A 23,512-nucleotide genomic window follows, 5' to 3' on the forward strand; every position below is an offset into this window, starting at 1 on the left:
TATCCCATAGGAGTCGAGCATCCCTTTCGTTCCAATCAACTTATTCATCAAAAAACGTCTGCAATAAATCCTAATCAAATATCCTTTACTAAGAGTATCCTAACGATTGTTTATTAATCAGCTTGTAGGCCAATTAATATCGAACATTAATTAATAAACTAATCAATTGAATTTGTTTTTCTAAAAATTAGCTTATAATATTTTTAACTTTAAAAAAACCTCCTTACTAGTGTTATTGGAAACATAAAATTGTTAATAAATATAAAAAAATGAATTTTAAGCTAACTGTGAAAAATCTAGATAAAAGATTAGGACAAGATTCTAAGAACAAGACGCTAAAGAAAAAATCTCTCCTTTAAAGCTTACAATTTTATAAAAATCCCTCAAAAAATGAAGAAATAAAAAAACTGTCTCAAAATATCGTCATTCAACGACCTTTTGAGACAGCCTCTTTTCATTACTTATGCAGTTTGATTTGAATCCTTATCATACTTATTTTTACCGTTTAGTTTAGAATTTTTATATCCGTATGTTATATAAATTACTAAACCGATTACTAACCAAACTACGAAACCTTTCCAAGTAAATGATGAAAGTTGTAGCATTAAATATACACAGAATACAACAGCTAATACTGGTACTACTGGTACCCAAGGAGTTTTGAATCCACGCTTTAAGTCTGGGCGAGTTTTTCTTAATACTAGTACACCAAGAGAAACAGCAGAGAAAGCGAATAGAGTACCGATATTTGTTAATTCAGCTAATTTGTTTAATGGAATTAAGCCAGCGAATAAAGCAACTAGTCCGCCAGTTACCCAAGTACTTGTTACAGGTACTGCAGTTTTCTTGTTAACTTTTGATAATTTACCTGGTAATAAACCGTCTTTACTGATTGCATAGAATAGACGAGTTTGTCCAAACATCATTACGATTAATACAGTTGTAATACCGATGATTGCGCCAAGTGAAATGAAACCAGCAGCCCAATCTTGGTGAATAAATGCTAGTGCAAAAGCAACAGGGTCTTTAACACCTAATTGATCAAACGGAACGATCCCAGTAAGAATTAATGAAACGACAATATATAAGATTGTACAAATTGTTAAAGCTGTAATAATACCGATTGGTAAGTTACGTTGAGGATTTTTAACTTCCTCAGCTGCAGTTGATACTGCGTCAAATCCAAAGTATGCGAATACTACTACTGCAGCACCAGCTGTTACACCATGGAATCCCATTGGCATAAATGGAGTCCAGTTATGCGGTTGAACGTACCAAACACCAACTACGATGAAAAGTGCTACTACTGCTAATTTTACAATTACCATGATCGTGTTAAGTTTTGCTGATTCTTTAACACCTCTAGTAAGAATGAACGTAACAATTAAAACAATGATTACTGCCGGTAAATCAATAAAAGTATGTTTAGATGGATCAAATGCACTTGTTAAAGCTGTTGGAAGGTTTACTCCAAAACCATGTAATAAACTTTGGAAATATCCAGACCATCCACTTGCTACTGCTGAAGATGCAAGTCCATACTCTAGTACCATATCCCAACCTAATATCCAAGCAATGACTTCACCAAAAGCAACATAACTATAAGTGTAAGCACTACCAGCCTCTGGAATCATAGATGCAAATTCAGAGTAACAAAGTGCAGCGAATGTACAAGCTAAACCTGCGATAATAAATGAAAGAATAAGTGCTGGACCAGCGTAATCAGCAGCTGCTACACCAGTTAAAACGAATATACCTGTACCGATGATGGCACCGATACCTAACATTGTAAGATCAAACGCCCCTAGAACTTGTTTAAGTGAACTAGGCGAACTACTTGAAACGGATTTTTTTCGAAATAAATTCATATGAGCCTCCTCTAATCCTATTTTATTAGTTTTTTAATCTTCTATTTAGAAAGTTTAATATTTTCTAATTTTACCTTAAAAAATAGAAAATTCTGACAATTAGCTGCGAAGTAATTTAATATATTGTCGGTTTAAGTGATTTTTATGATAACACACTTATAAAAATATTCAAAGAATTTTTCGACTTTTTTTTCAATTTTTTAAAAAATATGTAGTAAATTCGACATATTACTGAGTACCTATTTGTTCAGTTAAAATGAACTAAATGGCGTTTGTATCATAAGTAACAACGAACCTCTAAAAACTTCATATTTCTTAAGGTTGCAATTGTAATCAAACTAAATAATTAAATTTTTGTGTTTTTTCATCAAAAATGAAATAAACCTCCTTAATAGAGGTTTATTTTTGGGTCTTTTTTATCATTTAATGTTCTTTTAAGTGACTTAATGATACTTCTTTATCATTTTGTGGTTGATCAAGAGGATAAATTCTTGCTGTACCCTCATTTTTATTAACATGCTGAATATAAACAGGTACTCCATCGCAAGTTACATTAATCATACCAGGTGCAGCTACGATTTCTAATGCTCTTTCAGTATCCATTATAATACCTCCTTTAATAACTAACCTATTTTATTATTTACATAGCAAAGTTAGAGTATTCATGGAAAATAGGAGCTTTTTTAAAGGATTATGTAAAATAAGACAGGGAGGTAAATTGTTGGAGCAATTGTTTTAAGTTTTGCCTGCATTACTTAACTCGTTTCTTTTCTTGTTGTATGATAGCAAAGAAAGCGAAAAATAAAATTGAACTACACATAAATAGTAAACAAAGTAAGCCAAAAAGTATTTGCATATTCGTACCTCCTTTTTATTATGAGAACAGCGTAAAGTATGGAACTAGTTTCAGAGCAAGAAAAAGTTTAGAAAAGGTGAGAAAATGTCTAATATTAAAGAAATTGCGAGGATTGCTGGCGTTTCGGTTACAACAGTCTCACGAGTTTTAAATGATGAACCATATGTTAGTCAGGAAAAAAGAAAAGCAGTCTTAAATGCAATTGAGCTAACTAATTATCAACGAAATCAAAATGCAGTCAATTTAAGTAAAGGAAAAACGAATCTAATTGGTGTAGTTATTCCGTTCTCGCATCATCCGTACTTTGGATTGCTAATTGATGGAATCGCAAATGAGGCGATAAAAAATAATTATAAGCTCGTACTATTTCAATCAAATTATGAAGAGAAGAGAGAAATAGAAGCATTAGAGATGCTACAGCACAAACAAATAGACTCACTCATTATTTGTTCTAGAATTTGTTCGATTGAAATGATTGAAGAGTATAAGCAATATGGACAGATCATATTATTTGAAGATACGAGAACTACAGAAGTTTCTTCAACCTTTATTGATCATTACAATAGCTTCATGATTGCATTAGAATATTTATATAAAAAAGGCCATCAAAAAATTGGTTATTGTATTGGTCGTAGAACAGGAATGAATAGTAAGCAAAGAGAGGCTGCCTATATTGATTTTCATAAGAAATATAATGAGCCAATAATTAGCAACTTCGTATTTGACAATTGTTATTATTTCGAAGATGGTGAAAAAGTTGTCCAATCTTTGTTAAATTTACAAGAGAGACCAACAGCTTTGTTAGTAACAAGTGATCAAGTAGCTGCGGGTGTACAAACATTCTGTAATGATCATGGGATAGCTATTCCTCAAGATTTAGCGATAATAGGGTTCGATAATCAACCTATTGCAAAAGTAATGAAGTTAACAACAGTCGAAATTCCATTAAGGGAAGTAGGTAGAAAACTTTTTATTCAAGCGATTAATTCTGAAATTACACAAGAAGAAATTTCGTTTAAATTAATCGAGCGGCAGACTGTATAATAAAAAAGCTAGTTGGGAACTAGCTTTTTTTCATGTCGTTGAATGGTGAAGTGCAAATAAAAAAGCTGAAACTACAATTAAATCAGGTGAAGTGCAAATAAAAAAGCACAATCTGCAAATAAATTTGCCAAATCTACAAATAAAAAAGTCATATCTGCAATAAAAATCAGCATAACTGCAAATAAAGTCTCGAAATATGATGGTATAGAGTAAATGCATCAAAAAAATAGAAGAAATAACAATAAAATGGACTGAGAAACAACTAAAACTAAACAAAATCCACTGGAAACCATATAAATACACAAAAAATTTTCAAGGATTAGTTTGAATATTTTTCAAAAAAATTTAATCAATAAAGTTAAATTATGTGTCCGGACTTTTCCCTAAGCTTATAACTTCAAAGTAAAAACTAATTAGAATCTAGATTTAAATAGACTGATTCCATAAAGGTGACTGTTCCCTAACAACTTCCATAAATTTTCTAGCAGCACGGGATTGCCATCTGTTTTTATGCCAAGACATGATCGTAGATACACTTCCTAAATTTGTATCCCAATTTATGACTTTTAGTTTTTGTTGCTGCATTTCATTTTGAACTGCTACGAGTGGGAGTATGGATATACCAAGTCCACACATAACACATTGTTTAATTGCCTCAACACTCCAAAATTCCATTCCAGTCTCAGTTGCGATTCCTTTACTTCTTAAAAATGCTTCAAAATAATCACGATAACTACCTTGTTCTGTGAGAATTATATTTTCATTCGCATTTAGTGTAAACGATGAAAGTGTTCTAGTATCAGAAGATGGAGGTAGCAAAATGACAAGTGGTTCTTCAATTAATGTTTCCGTATACAAATCAGAATCCGTTAATGGAGCCTGTAGGAAGAAGCCAATATCCAGATCACCTCGACGCAATTCATCTTGTAATTCCCAACAAGAACCAGATTTCATCATAATATTTACTTTCGGGTTTTGTGATCGAAATGCTTGGATAATTTGTGGAAGACGATAGATCGTTAAAGATTCTGGAGCGCCAATTTTTAACGTAGATACCTCTTCATTTTCCATTTGGAATACATCTTTTGCTTTTGTATAGAGCTGAATCATTTCGATTGCGTGAACTAAAAAGTTCTCACCGACCTCGGTCAGATGAACCTTTTTACCTAAGCGGTCAAATAAAGGTACTCCTAGCTCTTGCTCAAGTGCTTGTATATGTGCAGTAACTGTAGATTGTGCATATCCGAGATGGACAGCAGCTCTAGAGAACCCGCCCATATCCACAATTGACTTAAACGTAATTAAATGTCGGATTTCCATAATTGCCTCCTAACTATCGGATTTTCCGATAGTTTATATCGTAACTATTCATTTTACCGATGTTAGATTGGTTCATATAATTAAATTATACGAGATTACAATTTGTTTCAATAACTATTGGAGGGATATGAATGAGGAATCGAAAAATTGGTTTTCTTTTGCTCAGCGGGTTAATGATTGGACCTATTTTAGGTTCGGGAATTATCATTTTACCACCTGCAGTGTATGAAACTGCTGGAAATTATGCTATTTTTGCTTGGGTTCTTATGCTTGGTTTAAGTTTAATATTTGCACTAATGTTCGGTAAGCTAAGTTTGTTGATTCCAGGAGATTCTGGAGTACCATTGGCAGTTGAACGTGCATTTGGTACACAAATAAAAAACCTTTCAGCTATTTTCTTTTTACTTGCAGTTTGTTTTGGACCAATTGCAGTTACAGGTACGGCAGGGCATTACTTACAACTACTGACGAATCAAAGCTTCTTCAATGAAAAGTGGCTAGCTTTAGGAATACTATGTTTTGTTTATATCATTTTAACTAGAAACATTGCCGATGTTGGAAAATTTGCCTTTTTTATGTCTAGTTTCATTGTAGTGACACTTATAGTTGGCAGTATTCATACATTATTTACAGTTGATGGGAGCTTTACTTTATCGAGTCCAATAACTGTTTCTGATTTTGGAGAAAGTTTACTTTTATTATTTTGGGCATTAATCGGGTGGGAGGTCATCGGTAGCTATTCTTTAGAAGTAAAAACTCCAGAACGAACAATTCCTAGAGCAGTCGTCTTAAGTTTCTCGATTATAGCAATAGTAAGTCTAACAGTTGCATTTGCTTTCCAGTGGATTCATTCTAAAAATGGAAATATGATGGATCAATCATTAGCACCGTTACTTCAGAGTTTATTTGGAAGTTGGTCAACGCCTATTATTTCATCAATTACAATTGCTCTTTGTATTAGTACAGTTCTCCTAGTAATAGGAGCAGTATCAAGGCTAATCGCCGATCAAGCCAAAAACGGTTTATTACCTTCATGGCTTTCTTTTAAAAATAAAAATAATGTGGCAACTCGATCATTATTTAGTTTGTTTGGCATTCACATAATTGTATTTATACTTTATTTTAATGACTTCCTAAGCATTCAAACACTTGTAGCAATTGCAAATGCATTTTTCCTATGCAACGCTTTACTAGGAGTATTGGCATGTTTGCGATTATTTGATTCCATATTTTTTAAAATTGGTTCATGTATTCTAGCAATTTGCTTTTTAGGAATACTCTTATTTTCTTCACCGGTCATTTTAATATTGATCATATTAGTTTCAGTGTACTTTATTTGGCTACAAAAAAGAGATTCAAAACACCATGAAAAAATTCTACAAGTTGGAAATGAATAATGGATCAGAAAGGAAACTTCTATTAAAAGAAGTTTCTTTTTTTGAAACTAATTTTTTTATAATAATTACCCATACTGTATAATTACTATTATTTTTCCTAAAAGAATATTTATTAAAATTTCGCACCTTTTTATCAGTTTGGTATAAGATGAAGCTGTTTATTTCGATTTTATTATTGGCTTTTTTAGTGCGAATGAAGGGTCTTTTATTATTTTAGAATTATATATTATTTTGTAGTTAATAGGCTTATTTATTTATTTTTCTGATATAAAGGAAAGCGCCTTTATAATTAAATTTTTAAGTATTCTAGGAGCTTTGTTAAGAAGAGTACATTACCCTTTGGTTTAAATAAACAATATGATGATAAAATGAAAAAATCTTATTTTATACAAATGAAATAAAGAATTCAAATGTGTTATTAATTTAGCTAAATTAATATAATTTCGGAATCCATAAGTTGACTTTCTATATTAATTATAGAACTCAATATTTTCTAAAATTACTTTAATATTAATATTTATACATTTTTGTATTGGTTGCAAAAAAAATACATATTGCAAGATGATTAAACTTATTAAAATAAAAATAAAATTTTCCAACTAAATAGAGTGTGAAATTTTCCATATTTTATAAGGTTTTTTTACTTTAATTTTCTTTTCTATTAGATCATTTTAAAAGAAATAGAATCTTAAAATCTTTACATTCAAATAATTGCTAGTTATAATGAAACCAAATTTGATAATTAGTGTCCTTCGGGGTCGGGTGAAATTCCCAACCGGCGGTGTTGTATATTTTTATACTAAGCCCGTGAGCTTCATATAGATATTTTATATGTTGCTGATCTAGTTAGAATCTAGAGCCGACAGTATAGTCTGGATGGGAGAAGGATGGAGTGCATATATGGTATGGTTATTTGTTTTTTCAAAAATACTATCCGTATAGGCTTAGTTCGTTGTGTATATTTTGTTTGCACAACAATAGACGCGTTATAGTACTGTCTTTAAATAGGCTCATTTTGTACTAGCGTTTATTTAAGTATGCTTCCTTTTTTAAACATCTATTGCCCCTTAGGAGTTTTCTAAGGGGCTTTTCACTTTTTCAAATTAATTTGAATTAGAAGGTGTGATAAGGTGGACCAACTATTTATGAAATTACAGATGGATCTTACAAAGTCATTTAATATGCTTTTTCGAAATGAGGTGAAAAAACTTGTTTACTGGAATCGTTGAGGAAATAGGAACAGTAAAAAATATTGTAAAAAAAGGTAATACTTTATTGCTAACAATTGGCGCATCAATCATTTTAGAGGATGTTCATTTAGGAGATAGTATCTCTGTAAATGGAGTGTGTTTAACCGTTACGGATTTTACTAAAAATGAATTTTCTGTTGATGTCATGCCTGAAACATTTCAAGCATCCAATCTAAGTACTTTAGTTTCTAGCCAGAAAGTAAATTTAGAGCGGGCAATGGCTGCAAAGGGACGGTTTGGTGGTCATATTGTATCGGGCCATATTGATGGTACAGGTAAAATTGTATCTGTAAAAGCAATGGAAAACGCAGTAATGTATAAAATTAATATTCCAAGTCAGTTTGCTAAGTATTGCCTACAAAAAGGCAGTATAACGATTGATGGTACAAGTTTAACAATATTTGAAGTTGAAACTGATATTGTAATAATCTCTTTAATTCCTCATACCCGCTCACATACGATCTTAGGCAGTAAAAAAACGGGAGACGTTGTTAATATTGAGTTTGATTTATTAGGTAAGTATGTTGAAAAAATGCTTGGTATGAATGAGACGAAAAAAAGTTCTGCAATAACAACTTCATTTTTATCTCAAAATGGCTATATATAAAGGAGTAAGATCATGTTCTCTAAAATAGAAGAAGCAATTGAAGACTTGAAAAATGGAAAAATTATTATTGTTTGTGATGATGAAGATCGAGAGAATGAAGGAGATTTTGTTGTTATCGGAGAATTTGCGACTCCTGAAAATATAAATTTTATGGCAACTCATGGTCGCGGATTAATTTGTGCGCCTGTTTCTGAAGAAATAGCCAAAAAATTAGATTTATATGAAATGGTAGCAAAAAATACAGATTCTCATGGAACGGCCTTTACGGTAAGTATCGATCATATCGATTCTACTACTGGTATATCGGCATTTGAGCGTTCACATACTGTTTTACAAATGTTAAATGATGAATCAACTGGAGCAGATTTTAGAAGACCTGGGCATATGTTTCCTTTAGTCGCTAAAAACGGAGGAGTTATTGAGAGACCGGGGCATACTGAAGCGGCAGTAGATTTAGCTCGAATGGCTGGATCGAAAGAAGTTGGTGTCATTTGTGAGATTATGAATGACGATGGAACGATGGCAAGAGTACCAAATCTAATTCAAATCGCAAATAAATTTAATTTAAAAATGATTACAATTAAAGATTTAATTCATTATAGACAAGAAACTGAACAACTTGTAAAAAGAGAAGTTGAAATTAAATTACCAACAGATTTTGGTGATTTTAAAATGATTGGTTATACAAATCAGATTGATGGTAAAGAACATATTGCGATTGTAAAAGGTAAAGTTGACGATGGTGAACCAGTACTTGTACGTATTCATTCGGAATGTTTAACAGGTGATGTATTTGGCTCATGTCGTTGTGATTGTGGACCTCAGTTGCAATCAACATTATCGATGATTGAAAAAGCAGGCAAAGGCGTAATTGTTTATATGCGACAAGAAGGTAGAGGGATTGGCTTACTTAATAAGTTAAGAGCATATAAGTTACAGGAAGAAGGCTTTGATACTGTTGAAGCAAATCTAAACTTAGGATTTGATTCAGATTTAAGAGATTATGCAATAAGTGCTCAAATTATTAAAGATTTAGGTATTGTGAGTATAGATTTAGTAACTAATAATCCAGTTAAAATAGATGCGCTAAAATCTCACGGAATACAGATAAATAATCGAGTGCCAATTCAAACTGAAATGAAAATAGAAAACGAAAAATATTTAAATACTAAAATTGAAAAAATGGGACATTTATTACACTATTAAAAAATGGGAGAGATTAAGATGAAATTTGAAGGAAATTTAGTAGGATCTGGACTTAAAGTTGCAGTAATCGTAGGACGTTTTAATGAATTTATTACATCAAAACTACTTGGTGGTGCAGAAGATGCTCTATATCGTCATGGTGTAGAAGAATCAAACGTTGATGTTATTTGGGTACCTGGAGCATTTGAAATTCCATTAGTTGCAAAAAAACTAGCAGATTCAAAAAAATACGATGCAATCATTACGTTAGGAACAGTTATTCGTGGGGCAACTACTCATTACGATTACGTATGTAACGAAGTAGCAAAAGGTGTTGCTGCAATTACTCTACAAACTGGTATTCCTGTTATTTTTGGTGTATTAACGACAGAAAATATTGAACAAGCGATTGAAAGAGCGGGCACAAAAGCTGGTAATAAAGGCTGGGATGCTGGTATTTCGGCAATTGAAATGGCTAATTTATTAAGAACTTTAAACTAAGTATATATATAATAGAAGAAACTGATTTAGGAGAGGTGAATTTTACCTCTCTTTTTTTATTAAATAACCAATAATCCCTTATAAATTACATGTTAAAATAAGATTAATAATTTGATAATTCGAAAAGAAGGGATGATTCACTCAAGTGGCTATTTTTCAATTAAAATCAAATAACCCTGATTTTTCCTATATAATTGCAAAAAATCCAAGCTCTGGGATGAGTATTAAGACAATTAGGAAGGGAAACGCGTTTGCGTGGTATTCTACAGAAGATACATATAATGTTTATTTTAAAGATGCTGATAATGAAAAATCGTATAAAGAACAAGCAGAGGAAATGTTTGAATACTTAAATACGACAAGATATTGTTCAACGTTATTCCCTTTAAATGCAATCAACACATTCTTTTCTTCGGCATTCAAAAAGTTACATGAAAAAGATCAGAATGAATATGAAAATAGCGTATTGATTAATGCTATTCATGTGAAAAACGCTAGTTACTTAAACTTCTTTCAGAGGCATTTAAATGAATTTGATCTAAATTTTGAAGAGTTAGCTAGTAAAACTTATCAGTTACGTATTCATACAACAAAAACAATCCATGAGCTAATTCACTATACGACAGTGCTATGCGTATTCTTGAGCATCGTTTCAGATGAGTATATCGATTTTACAGACGATGTCATACGAAAATATATAACTAGTATGCAAGTCATTGATGCACCTTACTATATACGTTATTTATTTAATAGAAATGTGTTAAATAGTCGTAAAAAATTTCTTGCATTTAAAAATGAACTTGAAAAAACAAATCATTATGAAATTGATTTTAAATTTGGAAATACTGCAAGACAGCGCCAAGAGTGGATCTCAGAACAATTAAAATTCGAGCGTTCTATTCTTGATATCGGTTGTGGTGAAGGAGCGTATGCAATTCCTTATAGTCAAAAAATCAGTAAGTATGATTATTTCGCAATTGATATTGATGCCGAAATAAGAGAGAGACTGAAATATAAAATAAATAACAAAGTGATTGAAAATATTGCAATCTATGAGTCTTTATCTCACTTTCTAGAGTTTTACGATAACGATTTGAATGTTGATGTATTGCTAACTGAAGTTGTTGAACATATGAGTGTTAAGGATGCTACAAAATTAGTAAAGAGCGTACTATCCTATGTTAATTTTGAGAATTTCATCATAACGACTCCAAATGCAGAGTTTAATAATCTATACCAATTAGATGGATTTAGACATGATGATCATAAATGGGAAATGACAAAAGAAGAGTTCGTTAAATGGATTGATTCAATCTTAAGTAATATGTCATATACGTACACATTCTCGGATGTAGGAGATCGTGTAGACGGGATATCACTTTCTCAGGCAGTTGTTATAACGAAGCGAAAAGTAAAGGAGCATCAGGAATGAAAATCTCAACAAATGTTCATACGATTTTTCTTTTAGTAGGCTCTAGTGAATGTGGAAAATCGACTTTTGCAAAAAATATTTTAATTCCATCTCTATCTTATAGAGACGAGTCGAGAAGTTATAAAACGAATATACAGTATTTATCATCTGATGATATTAGACGAGAAATATTAGGGGAAGATTTTGATAAACATAGTACGATTATGCTCGAGGCGAGTGAACAAGCATTTGAATTACTATTTACTAAATTAAAGATGGTTACAACGTTCCCAATTAATGCAGAATTTGTAATTGTCGATACAACTGGACTATCAGAATCATTCCGTGATCAAGTTGTAGAAATCGCAAATGAAAATTCATATAATGTTGATTTAGTATTATTTGACTATAAAAATATTCGTGAGTACTATTCTTCAGACCGATCAAAGAAATTAATAGATAATCATGTAAGACGTCTTCGAACTGAAGTAATTCCAAATATAAAAAGAAGTAATTATCGAAATATACATCGTATTCGTGAGAAGAATTTTCTTAATCCGACTGAATTTGAGATTAAAGTGGATAATATGGAAGAGTATATCTCTCGTAAGTTACCTACAAAATACAAATATACAATAGTAGGGGATATTCATGAACAGGTTCTCACATTTCAGAAGCTATTATCAAAAGCTGGTTTCACGGTTCAAAATAATCAAATAATAGAATCAGAGAAATGTAGTAATCACCGCATACTCTTGGTAGGAGATTGGATTGATAAAGGTAACAAAGTTAAAGAAATAATTGATTTCATTTATTCAAACCGTAAATGGTTTTATTTTATAAAAGGTAATCATGAAAATTTTGTTAGTAAGTATTTATTAGGTCAACTAAAAGATTCTTCAATTGATCAAAGTTTAGTAGAAACATACTTTACTTCTATTAAAGCTTTGGAAAAAGATGAAGAGCTTCAAGGTAAGTTTTTAGAGCTTGTAAATGAAAGTAAGGAGTTTTATCACTATATTGGTGAAGACTTTCCTTCATATTATATTACACATGCTCCATGTAAAAAGAAATATATTGGAAAAATGGATAATAATTCATCACGCCATCAACGCTCATTCCGAATTGATCGTAATAAACCGATTCAGGAGCAATTACAATTTTTAACTGAGGAAGCTGTTTCAAATCATCCTTATCATGTATTTGGCCATGTTGCGAGTAAGAAATTAATTCGTATTAAGAATAAATTTGGAATTGATACTGGTGCTGCTAGTGGGAATCAACTGACTAGTATTAGAATTTATTCAAATAACCCATATTTATATAGTGTTCCTTCAGTTAATGATGATGTCGTGAATAAAGAAGAATTACCTGAATTATTCAAAGGAAGAGATAAAAATATCAACTTAAATGAATTGGATCAAAAAGATAAACGACGTCTCAATTACGTATTAAAAAATTCAATTAATTATATTTCTGGTACGATGAGTCCAGCTGATAAGGATACAAATGCGAATGATTTAGAGTCTTTACAGCAAGGACTACAATACTTTAAAGATAAAAAGGTTCAAGAAGTTGTGCTCCAACCGAAGTATATGGGTTCAAGATGTAATATCTATTTATCTAAAACAATTGAAGATTGTCACGCAGTCAGTAGGAATGGGTACCGTGTAAAAAATGTGGATCTTTCGGGAGTTTATTCAAAGCTATTAGAGCGATTTAGTCGTTTTATGGAAAAAGAGAATATTAAGACTTTAATTCTAGATGGAGAGTTACTACCATGGAGCGTATTAGGTACGGGATTAATACAGGGGAAATTTAATGTCTTATCAAAATCTTTGAGATCTGAATTAAACATATTAAAAGAGACTGGATTTAATGAGCATTTTAACAAACTGATCTCACGATATGAGCAAACGGACTTTCATGATGAAGTAAATCATACTACGAAACAAGTATTAACGAATAAATATGGTCATAATGATTATTCAACATTTAGTGCAGTAAAAGAAACGATAAAGTCGTACGTACCGATTAAAAAACATGAAGAGCTATTAGATATTTATGATGAGCAACTAACAATATATGGGGCGGAATCAGAAATAGAGTATAAGCCATTTAATCTCTTAAAATTGGTATATAAAAATGGTGAGGAAAAATTACCTTCATTAAGTACTGCTGAAATTTTCTCACTCATATCAGATGACGATTATTTAGTTCTTTCATTAGATGATGAACATTACTTTGAAAAAGCTAATCGTTATTATGAGACGCTAACGACAACTAGAAAAATGGAAGGGGTAGTTATAAAACCAAACCATAAATCTTACAATAGTGCTCCATTCTTGAAGGTTAGAAACGCTGATTATTTAACGCTTGTTTATGGGTATGATTACAAATTAGAACATAAATATCAGAAGTTAATTAAACAAAAACGGATAAATAAGAAGATAAATGCATCAATTAAGGATTATGTTTTAGGGCAAAAGATGTTAGAATATCCACTATCTTCAATCTCAAATGATAATGAACAGTATAAACAATTAATTGCAAATAAATTATTCGAAGAACAGCAGGCAAAAGAAATCGATCCTAGATTGTAAAATGAAACACCTTTTATGAATAGAACATAAAAGGTGTTTTTTTATTTTAAAAAGCAGTCTGAATATTTGTTTAATCTTCTAAATTTATGGTAGTGTAAAGTTTAGTAAAAGTTAATTTGGAGGTAGAAATTAGATGATATTTTTACTAATTTTAGTATTGCTAATTATCATAATAGCAATGTTTTTAAATACATATCCTCATTTTGGAAAGAAATATTCAAAGGATAAAATGGAATCATTTTATGCATTGGATCATTATAAAAATGGTAAATTTATAAACCAAGTCCCTACGAGTATGACTATGGATTTAAAAACTAACATTTCTATGATTAGAGACTTTGTTAAGAAAAATCCGAATCGTACCCCTAAAGATGGGATCCCAATGGAGAAAATCGATGTTTCATTATTGCATTCGAAAAATAAAGACTCGAAAATTACTTGGTTTGGACATTCAGCTTTATTGATTCAAATCGATGGGAAAAATATTTTAATTGATCCAATGTTTGGAAACGCACCAACCCCGTTTCCGCAATTTGGTGGTAACAGATATAGTGGAGGTTTGCCAATCGAGATCAATGAATTACCAAAAATAGATGCTGTCATTTTATCGCATGATCATTATGACCATTTAGATTACGGTACAATAAAAAAAATCAAACAAAAAGTTGATCGATTTATTGTTCCTCTTGGTGTAGGGAGTCACTTGGTGAGCTGGGGAGTACCGAAAGAGAGTATTTCTGAACATAACTGGTGGGATGAATTTAAATTTGATCAATTAACATTAGCTTGTACTCCAGCAAGACATTTTTCAGGGAGAAACTTAACTGATCGCAACAGTACATTATGGTGTTCGTGGGTCATAATTGGTGAGAAAACGAAAATTTACTTTAGTGGAGATAGCGGTTATGCACCCCATTTTAAGGAAATAGGAGAAAAATATGGACCGTTTGATCTAGCGTTAATGGAATGTGGTCAATATGATAAACGATGGTCTGCAATCCATATGCTACCAGAAGAAACAGTTCAGGCTTTTATTGATGTAAAAGGTGAAGTTCTTGTTCCAATTCATTTTGGCGCTTTTACATTAGCATTTCATGACTGGAATGACCCAATTGAACGTGTTGTGAAGGCTGCTATAGAAAATGGGGTAAAGTATTCAACACCTAAAATTGGTGAATTAATTAATATAAGTACAGGTGAATATCCTAATTCAATGTGGTGGAAATAGTTTATTTATTTTAAAAACAGCAGGATTGTACCTTTTATTATTGAATAAATAAAAAACCAATTTTTTAGGGAAGTGATATTAGTGGAAGCATTAAAAGAAAGTGCACAAAACGTACAAGATTTAATTTTTGAGTTAGGTTATTCAAATAAAGTGATTGAATTACCAAATAGCGCAAGAACTGCTAAGGAAGCAGCGGATGCATTAAATTGTGAAGTGGCTCAAATAGCAAAGTCTATTATTTTTAAAATTGAAAGCTCAAATAGCGCTGTACTAGTAGTAGCAAGTGGAATAAACCGTGTAAATGAGAAGCAAATCGAGAAAATACTAAATGATAAACTAGGTAAAGCAGATGCTGATTTCGTACGTGAACAAACAGGATTCGTAATTGGGGGAGTATCACCAATCGGTCATAAAAACCAAGTAATGACATTTATTGATGAGGATCTATTACAGTATAAAGAAGTTTGGGCTGCTGCGGGTCATCCAAAAGCAATTTTTCAGTTAACACCAAATGAATTGATTGAAATGACGAAAGGTAAAGTAGTAAAAATTAAATAATAGAACATAAATTATTTCGGCACATTCAAGTGTAATAAATCAGTTGTTGATTTACTATACTTAAATGTGTCTATTTGTATTGGAAATTTTTACCTTGAAATCTATATGAAATACGTCAGATTAAATTAGAGGGAAAGTGAGATGAATAAGTAAATGTTCAAATTTATTTGTACGACTTGTGGCGTTCAGTATAACAAGTCTATTGATCCTCCTGAGTACTGCATAATTTGTTCTGAAGAAAGACAATACATCAATCCAAGTGGTCAAAGTTGGACAACATTACAATCAATGAAAGAACAGAACTATCAAAATATGATTCGCTTTGAAGAAGAAAACTTATATAGTATTGTAACGAGGCCTAAGTTTGGGATTGGTCAAACTGCATATCTCATTAAGAATGAAGGGTTTAATGTTTTATGGGATTGTGTCACTTATCTAGATGGGAAGACGATTGAAGAAATAATGAGGTTAGGAGGAATCAATGCGATTGCTCTATCACATCCACACTATTACTCTAGTCAAATTGAATGGGCTGAAAGATTTGATGTACCTTTATACATACATAAAGATGATCAAGAGTGGGTTACGAGAAAAAGTGATAAAATTAAATTTTGGTCTGGCGAATCGTTAGAGCTTAACAAAGGAATTCAAATTCATCGATTGGGCGGGCACTTTAAAGGTGGGGCAGTATTAGAATGGAAAGCTGGAAATGAGCAAAAAGGAATACTGTTAACAGGAGATATTATTCAAGTAGTTGCAGATCAAAATTGGGTAAGTTTTATGTATAGTTATCCTAATTTAATTCCATTACCAGCAAAAAAAGTAAAAGAGATATCATTAGCCGTAGAGAAGTTAACATTTGATAGAATTTATAATGCATTTCATGGAATTGTAAAAGAAAATGCAAAGCTCGTTGTCTATAATTCTGCTAAAAGATATATCGAAGCATTGGATGGTATATTATTTGATACTTAAAAGATAGTTAATCTACTAAAAAGGACCAACTTTGCTTGGTTCTTTTTTTATTTTAGAAACTTTTTTGGGGACATTCCATCGTTTAATTTAGCTTGTAAATAACACATATAGAAATATAAAGAACCTTATTATTTATATTTTAATTAAAAATTCTTAATTAGTTAATTGAATTATAAAACGAATCCCTAAAATAGTTAAAAATCACGTTAATTTTATTAAAAAAAATGTAGAGTTTTGTCGTATTTTTTTATAAGTGGATAAGATGCTGATAAATCAAGGACTGTAATAACCCATTTGATTAAAAACAGAATATTCACGATAATTTAAGTAAGATAAATGAACGAAAATTGATCATTTTAAATGATTAATTACAGTGAATTTTTTCATTATAAGATAATTTTTGTAATTAATTGTATTAGCTATTTTGTTGAAAACGAACTGGAGGAAGAAAGATGGGGGAAAATAGAGAGAAGGGTAAAGTTCTTAAAGGTTTTACAGTATTAGCTTTAACATCTAGTTTTATTTTAGGTTCTCTTGGACAAGTATCAAATGTATCAAGTGCAGCAGCTCCAAGTAAAGCAGAAGAAATTCTTGCTAACCTAACTGCACAGCAAAGAGCGGCTCTTAAAGAGCTTTCAACGAATGAAGAATCAGGAATTCAAATCTCTTCTGAAATTAATTTGGACTCTACAGAGCAAGCAAGTGTCATTGTTGAATTTGTAAATCAACCTGTTAAAGTAGCACAAATTGAAGCGAGTGTAGAAGGTAAAACTTTAACAAAATTAGATGCTGAAGCTCTAATTGATCAAGACCATGATACTTTTACAAAAGATGTTGCTCAAGTATTGAAAAATGAAAAAAGTAAAAAAGTAGATTATAAAATTAATCGTTCTTATAAACATGCATTTAATGGTGTTTCTATGACCTTACCAGCAAATCAAATTAAGAATCTACTAACTTCTAAAGCTGTTAAAAAAGTTTGGAGTAACCAAACATTTTCAATTGATCCACCAAAAGAAAATGATCAACTAAAAGCAGATGAAGCCAATGTTGGAAACTATACGCCATATGATGCTTTAGATCGTTTACATAAAGAAGGTTTTACCGGTAAAGGGATTAAAGTTGGAATATTAGATACGGGTATGGATTATAACCATCCAGACTTGAAAGATGCTTATAAAGGTGGATATGATTTCGTAGACAATGATAATGATCCAATGGAAACTACTTACTCTGATTGGAAAAAATCTGGTAAACCTGAAGTTAGTAATTCAGAAGCATATTACACTGAGCATGGTACGCATGTCGCAGGTATTATTGGTGGTCGTGGCAAAGCAAATAGTGAGTATAAAACGTTAGGAGCAGCACCGGAGTCAGATTTATATGCTTACCGTGTACTTGGACCATATGGAAGTGGAACAACTGAGGCCATTCTTGCAGGAATCGATCGTGCAGTTCAAGACGGTCTGGACGTCATTAATATGTCACTGGGAGCAACAATAAATGATCCAATGTATGCTACTTCAATTGCAGTTAACAATGCAGTTTTAAGTGGTGTGACAACAGTAGTTGCAGCAGGGAATACTGGTAATCAAATGTATACGCTTGGTTCACCTGGAGCTGCGGCATTAGCATTAACAGTAGGTGCGTCATCTATAGCTTTAGCTGTTTACCAATACGCAGGGGTAAATAATGGCAAGAACTATTCAGTAAGACAATTAGCACAAAATTATACGGATAATATGACATCTTTAAAAGGCAAAACATATCAGTTAGTTGATGTTGGTTTAGGAAATACTGCTGATTTTACTGGTAAAGATGTAAATGGAAAAATTGCATTTATTAAACGTGGAACGATTGGGTTAAATGATAAAATTAAAAATGCAAAAGCAAAAGGTGCAGTTGGTGTATTAATGTACAACGATGAAGCAAATAAAGCTGAAGGTGCAATCCAATCATTTCTTGGTGAATCAATGGATGCAGTTCCGGCATTCTCTGTTTCAAATGAAGATGGTTTAACTATTTTAGCGGCAATCAAAGCTGGTGCATCAGAATTCACATTTGGAGACTTTAGTAAAGTACAAACTGCATCAGATGAATTAGCAACATTTAGTTCAAGAGGTCCATCTCGGAGGAACTATGATATTAAACCAGAAGTAACTGCTCCAGGTGTAGCCATTCTTTCAACTGTACCTTTTTACAAAAATAATAAAACAGTTGATGGATCAAAACCTGAAGATTATCAATATGCTTATGCTCGCTTATCTGGAACTTCAATGGCAACACCTTATGTAGCGGGTGTTTCAGCATTATTACTTCAATCAAATAAAGATTTACAACCAGAGGATATAAAAGCAATTTTAATGAATACGGCTGATAAATTGTCAAAAGCTTATAGCGTTTTTGAAGTAGGTAGTGGACGAGTAGATGCATATGAAGCAATTCATTCGAATGTAGAGTTAGAAGTGGTGGATCAAACATCTGCAATTATTGATGGACAAGAAAAATCAATAAAAGAATTAACTGGTGGTATTAGTTTCGGGTCTTATGGATTCGATGATCAAGATGTTACTGATTCTCGTAAGATTACATTAAAAAATCGTAGTAAAAAAGTGAAAACATTTAATGTAGATGTAAATTTCCAAACTGAATTAAGAGGATCTAAAGATGCAGCTAAAAATAATGTAACATTAACTGGTCCTACTTCTGTAAAGTTAGATGGTATTAGCCAAGAAAATATTAAGTTTAACTTAAACATCCCAAAAACTACAGAAAAGGGAACATACGAAGGTTATATTACATTTACAAATTCACAAGATCCAACGGAAACGTATCAAATTCCATTTGGTGGACGTTTTGTTGATGAAGGAATTGATACTTTTAAGATCAACAATCCAATGTTTGGTAACAATATAGACTGGCCTGAAAATGCGTATCCTTTTATAAGTATTAGTTACTCATTAAAATCATATATGAAAACATTAGATGTAGTGTTACAAGATGCAGAAACTGGTGAGGATTTAGGTTTAGTAGGATCATTTGTACCAATCACATTGAACGAAAATCAAATTTATACGAATTCAAGAGCATTTAATTCGATCTACTATCCATTTACTGGGGATGACAAAAATCCGATAAGTAGCGAACCGATTAATGCAACACCAGGTAAATATCGATTAAAAATGATAGGTTCAAATGAAATTGGTAAGGTATTTACGAAAACAGCTGATTTCTTTTTTGATGCTGGCACACCAACTATGACAACTAGCTTTGACAATTTAGATCAAAAAGTTATTGAATATAAAGATAGTCAATTTAATTCGAATGGCCAATTTTTATATGACTTTAACATTAATTTAAACGATCCTGAAACGGATGAAGCAAATCGCTTAGGTATTCCTGTTGATCAATCAAGCAATGCGGTTGTATCGTTTTACGATAGTCCATTCCCAGCAAAGCCAAAGTTTACAGATAAAGATGGAAACTATGCGGATCAGATTAAAGTTAAAAAGCGTTCTACACCATTGCAAGTTTCATTTTATGGATTTGATGCAGCACGAAACTTTACTGGAAATGCATCAAATGATTTAAGAATCATATTTGTGGATGAAAATTTTCCATACTATTACTTAAAATCAAGTAAACAAACTGTTACAACAGGTGATACTGTCAATTACAGTGTTCGTTCAAATAACGTGAAAAACTTAAAAACAACAAAAATCAATTTAAAAGTTGATCCAAATCTTGCAACAATTCAAAATGTCGTTGTAAGTGATGAAGTAAAACAGTATGGGGATGCGCAAGTTTCTGTGTCATCAGTACCTACTGCAGCGGGTACACTTCTTTATACATTTACATTTACTTATAATGGAACGAAAGCTTTACCAGAAGATTTACAACTATTCAATTTCGATCTAAAAACAGCAGAAAAGTGGCTTAAGGGTATGCCATTTGATTGGTATACAATGACAGCATCAACAATTGACCAAGCAAATGTAGAGACAAATAATGTCTACGCTTATATGGAAACTTATAAGGTTAAGCAGGCCTATTCGAGAGTAGATGGAGGCTTATTATCTGAAGGAATATTAGATCCGACTACAGGTCAAACGAATTATGCAATTGATCAAAATACACTCGGTGCAAAAGTAACAGTTACTTCTTATGATGGAAATACGACTGTAGAAGCACCAATTTCTAACAAAAATGGTCAATACATTGCTGAAGGCATAAAAGCCGATAATAAACCTTATACTGTGAAAGTCGATATACCTGGTCATTTTACAATGTATCGAAAAATGAATTTAGCAGATAACGTACGTGGTGAATTAATAGGGAAGAGAATGAATTGGAATTTAACAAGGGCAGCAGCTGGTGATGTGAATAAAGATAACGTTATCGACATTTTAGATGCAATAGCTGTCCAAACATATTGGGGTACAAATAAAAATACTACCGACTTTAACTTTGATAAAGTAGTAGATGCTAAGGATATGGCTTATATTGTGAAAAACTTTGGATTACAAAATTCTACAGTTGATAATGCGCCAAAACCAAAAACTACTTATAAAGGAAAGACTTTAGAAAGTATTTTAAAGGATTTAGGATTAGAACAATAATAAGAAAAGGGAAACCAATTAAACGGGTTTCCCTTTTTTGTTCATGTAGTTTTATTTATTTCATAGCCACTGTATTAGTTTGATTTAGCTCTTCTTTTTTTGACTTAAACGCAGATAATGATAAAAGAACAACGGAGATTACACCAATCCAAATAATAATACTCAATGGATGACTCATCGAAAATCCTTTATCAAAATAGAAAATTTCTCTTAATCCATCTGCACCAAATCGCATTGGAACCCAAGAGTAAATCCAGTCCTTAGAAAAAGTCGGTAAAAGCTCTTTTGGCATTCCGATTAAAGAACCTGAGAAGAAAAAGATTAGGGCAAAGATCCCTACTCCACCAAAACCAACCCATGACATAACAGCAGAAATTAGGATATGGAAACAGAAATAAGTAATCGTTAAATATAGCGCAACGTCCAAAAAGTTTGGAAGAGTAAAGCCAATCCACTTTGCCATTAAAGTTATGCCGAAACCGATTAGGAAGGATAGGATTACTCCTAATAGTAATTGTTCAAAAATAACTTTTAGTTTACTAATTGAATTTGATGTTTCTGTTTTCTTTTTCGCTAAAAAGACGATTACGGCACCAATTAAACTAGACATCCAAAGTGGTGTGATTAAACTTACAGGTGCATTTCCATTTGCTGTATGTGTTCCAATTGCATTTACATTTTCAACCTTCGTTATGATTGGATTTGCTAATACTTCAGCTTGATTTACTGAAATTGAGCTCACGCTTTTCTTTAATTCATTAAAAATTTCAGTATGAATATTTAAGTTAAGATTTTCTACTAAATGAGTCAGCATTTGACTAGCCATGGTTGAGCCATTTGCATTTTTACCTTGATTAACTAAAATTTTAATTGTAATAGGTGATGGATTTGCTGTTTTTAATGAAGCCTGATTTTTACTTAAATCATTTGGAAGAATAAGAGCAGCAAAGTATTTTTGGTCATTTAATCCTTGGCGCACTTTTTCTTCACTTGATACTTGAATCCACTTAATAGCTGGTTTTTCACCATTTTTCGTTTTAGATAGTGCATTTATTTTTGTAACCATCATATCACCTATATTAACATTCCCTTTTGAAGGAACCTGGATTCCTTGATCTCCGTTTACAATTGCAATCGGAATATTTTTAGGTGTTGGGTTAACGGACGATGCCAATGTTAGACTGAAAATAATTGCAACAAGTAACACTAGTATAGGAGCTAATATAGCTTGTTTTTGTTTAAATAAGTTCATTTCAATAACCTCCTAATTCTTTTAATAAAATCATTGAACAACGTGTTGACTATTGTTATGTGAAGATATTACAATGAGTTTTAATAAATCACAATAAGCAAATCATACAAATGTGTTCATTGCTAAACACATTTAATAAATTTGTTTAGTAAGAACTTATATTCCAAAGGGATGGTTTTAAAGTGACTCAATCATTGAGAGAATTAAAAGTTGCAAAAACTAAGAAATTAATAAAAGAGACGTTGTTAGATTTAATAGAAGAAAAAGGATTCGAAGCTATTTCAGTTAGAGATATTACGTTAAAAGCAGGATTAAATCGAGGTACATTTTATCTACACTACAGAGATAAATATGATTTAATGGAAAAAAGTCAAAATGAAATATTGGAAGGATTACAGGATCGACTTATATTTATAAGGCCTAAAGAAATGAATGAGTTTTATTCAAATGATATGGTCTATCCACCTATTCTTAATGTATATCATTATTTAAAAGAAAATCAAAGATTTATAAAAATTTTAATCAGTACAAAAGGTGACCCTGCTTTTCCGAAGAAAATGAAGGAACATATTAAAGAGACGATTTATGAAAAACTAGTGGATTTATTAGAAGAAGAATACATGATTGATATTCCACATGAATACACAACTGCATTTATTTCATCTGCATTCTTTGGACTTTTGGAGCAATGGCTAGAAAAAGAAGAACCAATTACCCCTGAAGAAATGGCAATCATGCATATGAAGCTTTTGAAGTTTATGAAGAAATTTGTTAGTCAAATCGCTAAATAATGTATGCCATAAAAAGATGGCTCAAGACTTTTGGACTTACCCCTGTC

General features: G+C 31.7%; 16 protein-coding genes and 1 riboswitch. Of the genes, 12 read left to right on the forward strand and 4 right to left on the reverse strand.

The genetic code is table 11. The features are described 5' to 3' along the window. Positions 1 to 461: 461 nt before the first annotated feature. Both bcaP and CN946_RS17980 read right to left on the reverse strand, forming a co-directional pair. Positions 462 to 1,868, reverse strand: coding sequence for a branched-chain amino acid transporter BcaP (gene bcaP / locus CN946_RS17975; RefSeq protein ID WP_098862388.1), 1,407 nt, complete (start codon positions 1,866 to 1,868; stop codon positions 462 to 464). A gap of 423 nt (positions 1,869 to 2,291) precedes the next feature. Next, a complete protein-coding gene (locus CN946_RS17980) occupies positions 2,292 to 2,471 on the reverse strand; it encodes an H-type small acid-soluble spore protein (protein WP_056471502.1) in 180 nt (59 codons plus the stop codon). Positions 2,472 to 2,808: 337 nt separating this feature from the next. Here CN946_RS17980 and CN946_RS17985 point away from each other — a divergent pair, with 337 nt between their 5' ends. Further along, the gene (locus CN946_RS17985) at positions 2,809 to 3,768 is read left to right on the forward strand and encodes a LacI family DNA-binding transcriptional regulator (protein WP_098862389.1); all 960 of its coding nucleotides are present in this window, start codon (positions 2,809 to 2,811) and stop codon (positions 3,766 to 3,768) included. 426 nt (positions 3,769 to 4,194) lie between these two features. Here CN946_RS17985 and CN946_RS17990 read toward each other — a convergent pair whose 3' ends face one another. Beyond that, the gene (locus CN946_RS17990) at positions 4,195 to 5,088 is read right to left on the reverse strand and encodes a LysR family transcriptional regulator (protein ID WP_098862390.1); all 894 of its coding nucleotides are present in this window, start codon (positions 5,086 to 5,088) and stop codon (positions 4,195 to 4,197) included. A 131-nt stretch (positions 5,089 to 5,219) separates the two neighbouring features. On the opposite strand from CN946_RS17990, the gene CN946_RS17995 reads away from it, so the two are divergent. The 10 genes from CN946_RS17995 (at position 5,220) to CN946_RS18040 (ending at position 21,422) form a co-directional block, all read left to right on the forward strand. Then, the gene (locus tag CN946_RS17995; RefSeq protein WP_098862391.1) at positions 5,220 to 6,485 is read left to right on the forward strand and encodes an APC family permease; all 1,266 of its coding nucleotides are present in this window, start codon (positions 5,220 to 5,222) and stop codon (positions 6,483 to 6,485) included. Between the two features lie 744 nt (positions 6,486 to 7,229). Next, positions 7,230 to 7,377, forward strand: a riboswitch (FMN riboswitch). Between the two features lie 317 nt (positions 7,378 to 7,694). Then, positions 7,695 to 8,342: a riboflavin synthase gene (gene ribE / locus CN946_RS18000; RefSeq protein ID WP_098862392.1), complete on the forward strand. Its 648-nt coding sequence runs from the start codon at positions 7,695 to 7,697 to the stop codon at positions 8,340 to 8,342. Between the two features lie 12 nt (positions 8,343 to 8,354). Further along, positions 8,355 to 9,548, forward strand: a complete 1,194-nt coding sequence (locus CN946_RS18005; RefSeq protein WP_098862393.1) for a bifunctional 3,4-dihydroxy-2-butanone-4-phosphate synthase/GTP cyclohydrolase II — start codon at positions 8,355 to 8,357, stop codon at positions 9,546 to 9,548. A gap of 18 nt (positions 9,549 to 9,566) precedes the next feature. Then, positions 9,567 to 10,028 (forward strand): 6,7-dimethyl-8-ribityllumazine synthase, encoded by a 462-nt coding sequence (ribH, locus tag CN946_RS18010; protein WP_098862394.1) that lies wholly within the window; start codon positions 9,567 to 9,569, stop codon positions 10,026 to 10,028. A 145-nt stretch (positions 10,029 to 10,173) separates the two neighbouring features. Beyond that, positions 10,174 to 11,460 (forward strand): class I SAM-dependent methyltransferase, encoded by a 1,287-nt coding sequence (locus tag CN946_RS18015; RefSeq protein ID WP_098862395.1) that lies wholly within the window; start codon positions 10,174 to 10,176, stop codon positions 11,458 to 11,460. Next, on the forward strand, positions 11,457 to 14,042 hold the full coding sequence (locus CN946_RS18020; RefSeq protein ID WP_098862396.1) for a metallophosphoesterase: 2,586 nt from the start codon (positions 11,457 to 11,459) through the stop codon (positions 14,040 to 14,042). The genes CN946_RS18015 and CN946_RS18020 overlap by 4 nt, the downstream gene beginning before the upstream one ends. A gap of 229 nt (positions 14,043 to 14,271) precedes the next feature. Beyond that, positions 14,272 to 15,270 (forward strand): MBL fold metallo-hydrolase, encoded by a 999-nt coding sequence (locus CN946_RS18025; RefSeq protein WP_483295405.1) that lies wholly within the window; start codon positions 14,272 to 14,274, stop codon positions 15,268 to 15,270. 81 nt (positions 15,271 to 15,351) lie between these two features. Beyond that, complete coding sequence (locus CN946_RS18030) at positions 15,352 to 15,828, forward strand: YbaK/EbsC family protein (RefSeq protein WP_098862398.1); 477 nt, start codon at positions 15,352 to 15,354, stop codon at positions 15,826 to 15,828. A gap of 153 nt (positions 15,829 to 15,981) precedes the next feature. After that, positions 15,982 to 16,803, forward strand: a complete 822-nt coding sequence (locus tag CN946_RS18035) for an MBL fold metallo-hydrolase (RefSeq protein WP_098862399.1) — start codon at positions 15,982 to 15,984, stop codon at positions 16,801 to 16,803. Between the two features lie 452 nt (positions 16,804 to 17,255). Then, the gene (locus CN946_RS18040) at positions 17,256 to 21,422 is read left to right on the forward strand and encodes a S8 family serine peptidase (RefSeq protein WP_098862400.1); all 4,167 of its coding nucleotides are present in this window, start codon (positions 17,256 to 17,258) and stop codon (positions 21,420 to 21,422) included. Between the two features lie 55 nt (positions 21,423 to 21,477). On the opposite strand, the gene CN946_RS18045 is transcribed toward CN946_RS18040, so the two are convergent. After that, positions 21,478 to 22,674, reverse strand: coding sequence for a YhgE/Pip domain-containing protein (locus CN946_RS18045; protein WP_098862401.1), 1,197 nt, complete (start codon positions 22,672 to 22,674; stop codon positions 21,478 to 21,480). Between the two features lie 182 nt (positions 22,675 to 22,856). Between CN946_RS18045 and CN946_RS18050 the strand changes: the two genes are divergently transcribed. Continuing rightward, positions 22,857 to 23,465 carry a TetR/AcrR family transcriptional regulator gene (locus tag CN946_RS18050; RefSeq protein ID WP_098862402.1) on the forward strand — a complete coding sequence of 203 codons (609 nt, stop codon included), beginning with the start codon at positions 22,857 to 22,859 and terminating at the stop codon, positions 23,463 to 23,465. The last annotated feature ends 47 nt before the right edge of the window (positions 23,466 to 23,512 follow it).

It is taken from the genome of Bacillus sp. AFS053548, assembly GCF_002575105.1.
Taxonomy (GTDB): Bacteria; Bacillota; Bacilli; order Bacillales; family Bacillaceae_G; genus Gottfriedia.

Bases quoted from the DNA above. Each gene is read 5' to 3' on its own strand.
- bcaP (WP_098862388.1), bottom strand. From the start codon at position 1,868: ATGAATTTATTTCGAAAAAAATCCGTTTCAAGTAGTTCGCCTAGTTCA.
- CN946_RS17980 (WP_056471502.1), bottom strand. From the start codon at position 2,471: ATGGATACTGAAAGAGCATTAGAAATCGTAGCTGCACCTGGTATGATT.
- CN946_RS17985 (WP_098862389.1), top strand. From the start codon at position 2,809: ATGTCTAATATTAAAGAAATTGCGAGGATTGCTGGCGTTTCGGTTACA.
- CN946_RS17990 (WP_098862390.1), bottom strand. From the start codon at position 5,088: ATGGAAATCCGACATTTAATTACGTTTAAGTCAATTGTGGATATGGGC.
- CN946_RS17995 (WP_098862391.1), top strand. From the start codon at position 5,220: ATGAGGAATCGAAAAATTGGTTTTCTTTTGCTCAGCGGGTTAATGATT.
- CN946_RS18005 (WP_098862393.1), top strand. From the start codon at position 8,355: ATGTTCTCTAAAATAGAAGAAGCAATTGAAGACTTGAAAAATGGAAAA.
- ribH (WP_098862394.1), top strand. From the start codon at position 9,567: ATGAAATTTGAAGGAAATTTAGTAGGATCTGGACTTAAAGTTGCAGTA.
- CN946_RS18020 (WP_098862396.1), top strand. From the start codon at position 11,457: ATGAAAATCTCAACAAATGTTCATACGATTTTTCTTTTAGTAGGCTCT.
- CN946_RS18025 (WP_483295405.1), top strand. From the start codon at position 14,272: ATGGAATCATTTTATGCATTGGATCATTATAAAAATGGTAAATTTATA.
- CN946_RS18035 (WP_098862399.1), top strand. From the start codon at position 15,982: ATGTTCAAATTTATTTGTACGACTTGTGGCGTTCAGTATAACAAGTCT.
- CN946_RS18040 (WP_098862400.1), top strand. From the start codon at position 17,256: ATGGGGGAAAATAGAGAGAAGGGTAAAGTTCTTAAAGGTTTTACAGTA.
- CN946_RS18045 (WP_098862401.1), bottom strand. From the start codon at position 22,674: ATGAACTTATTTAAACAAAAACAAGCTATATTAGCTCCTATACTAGTG.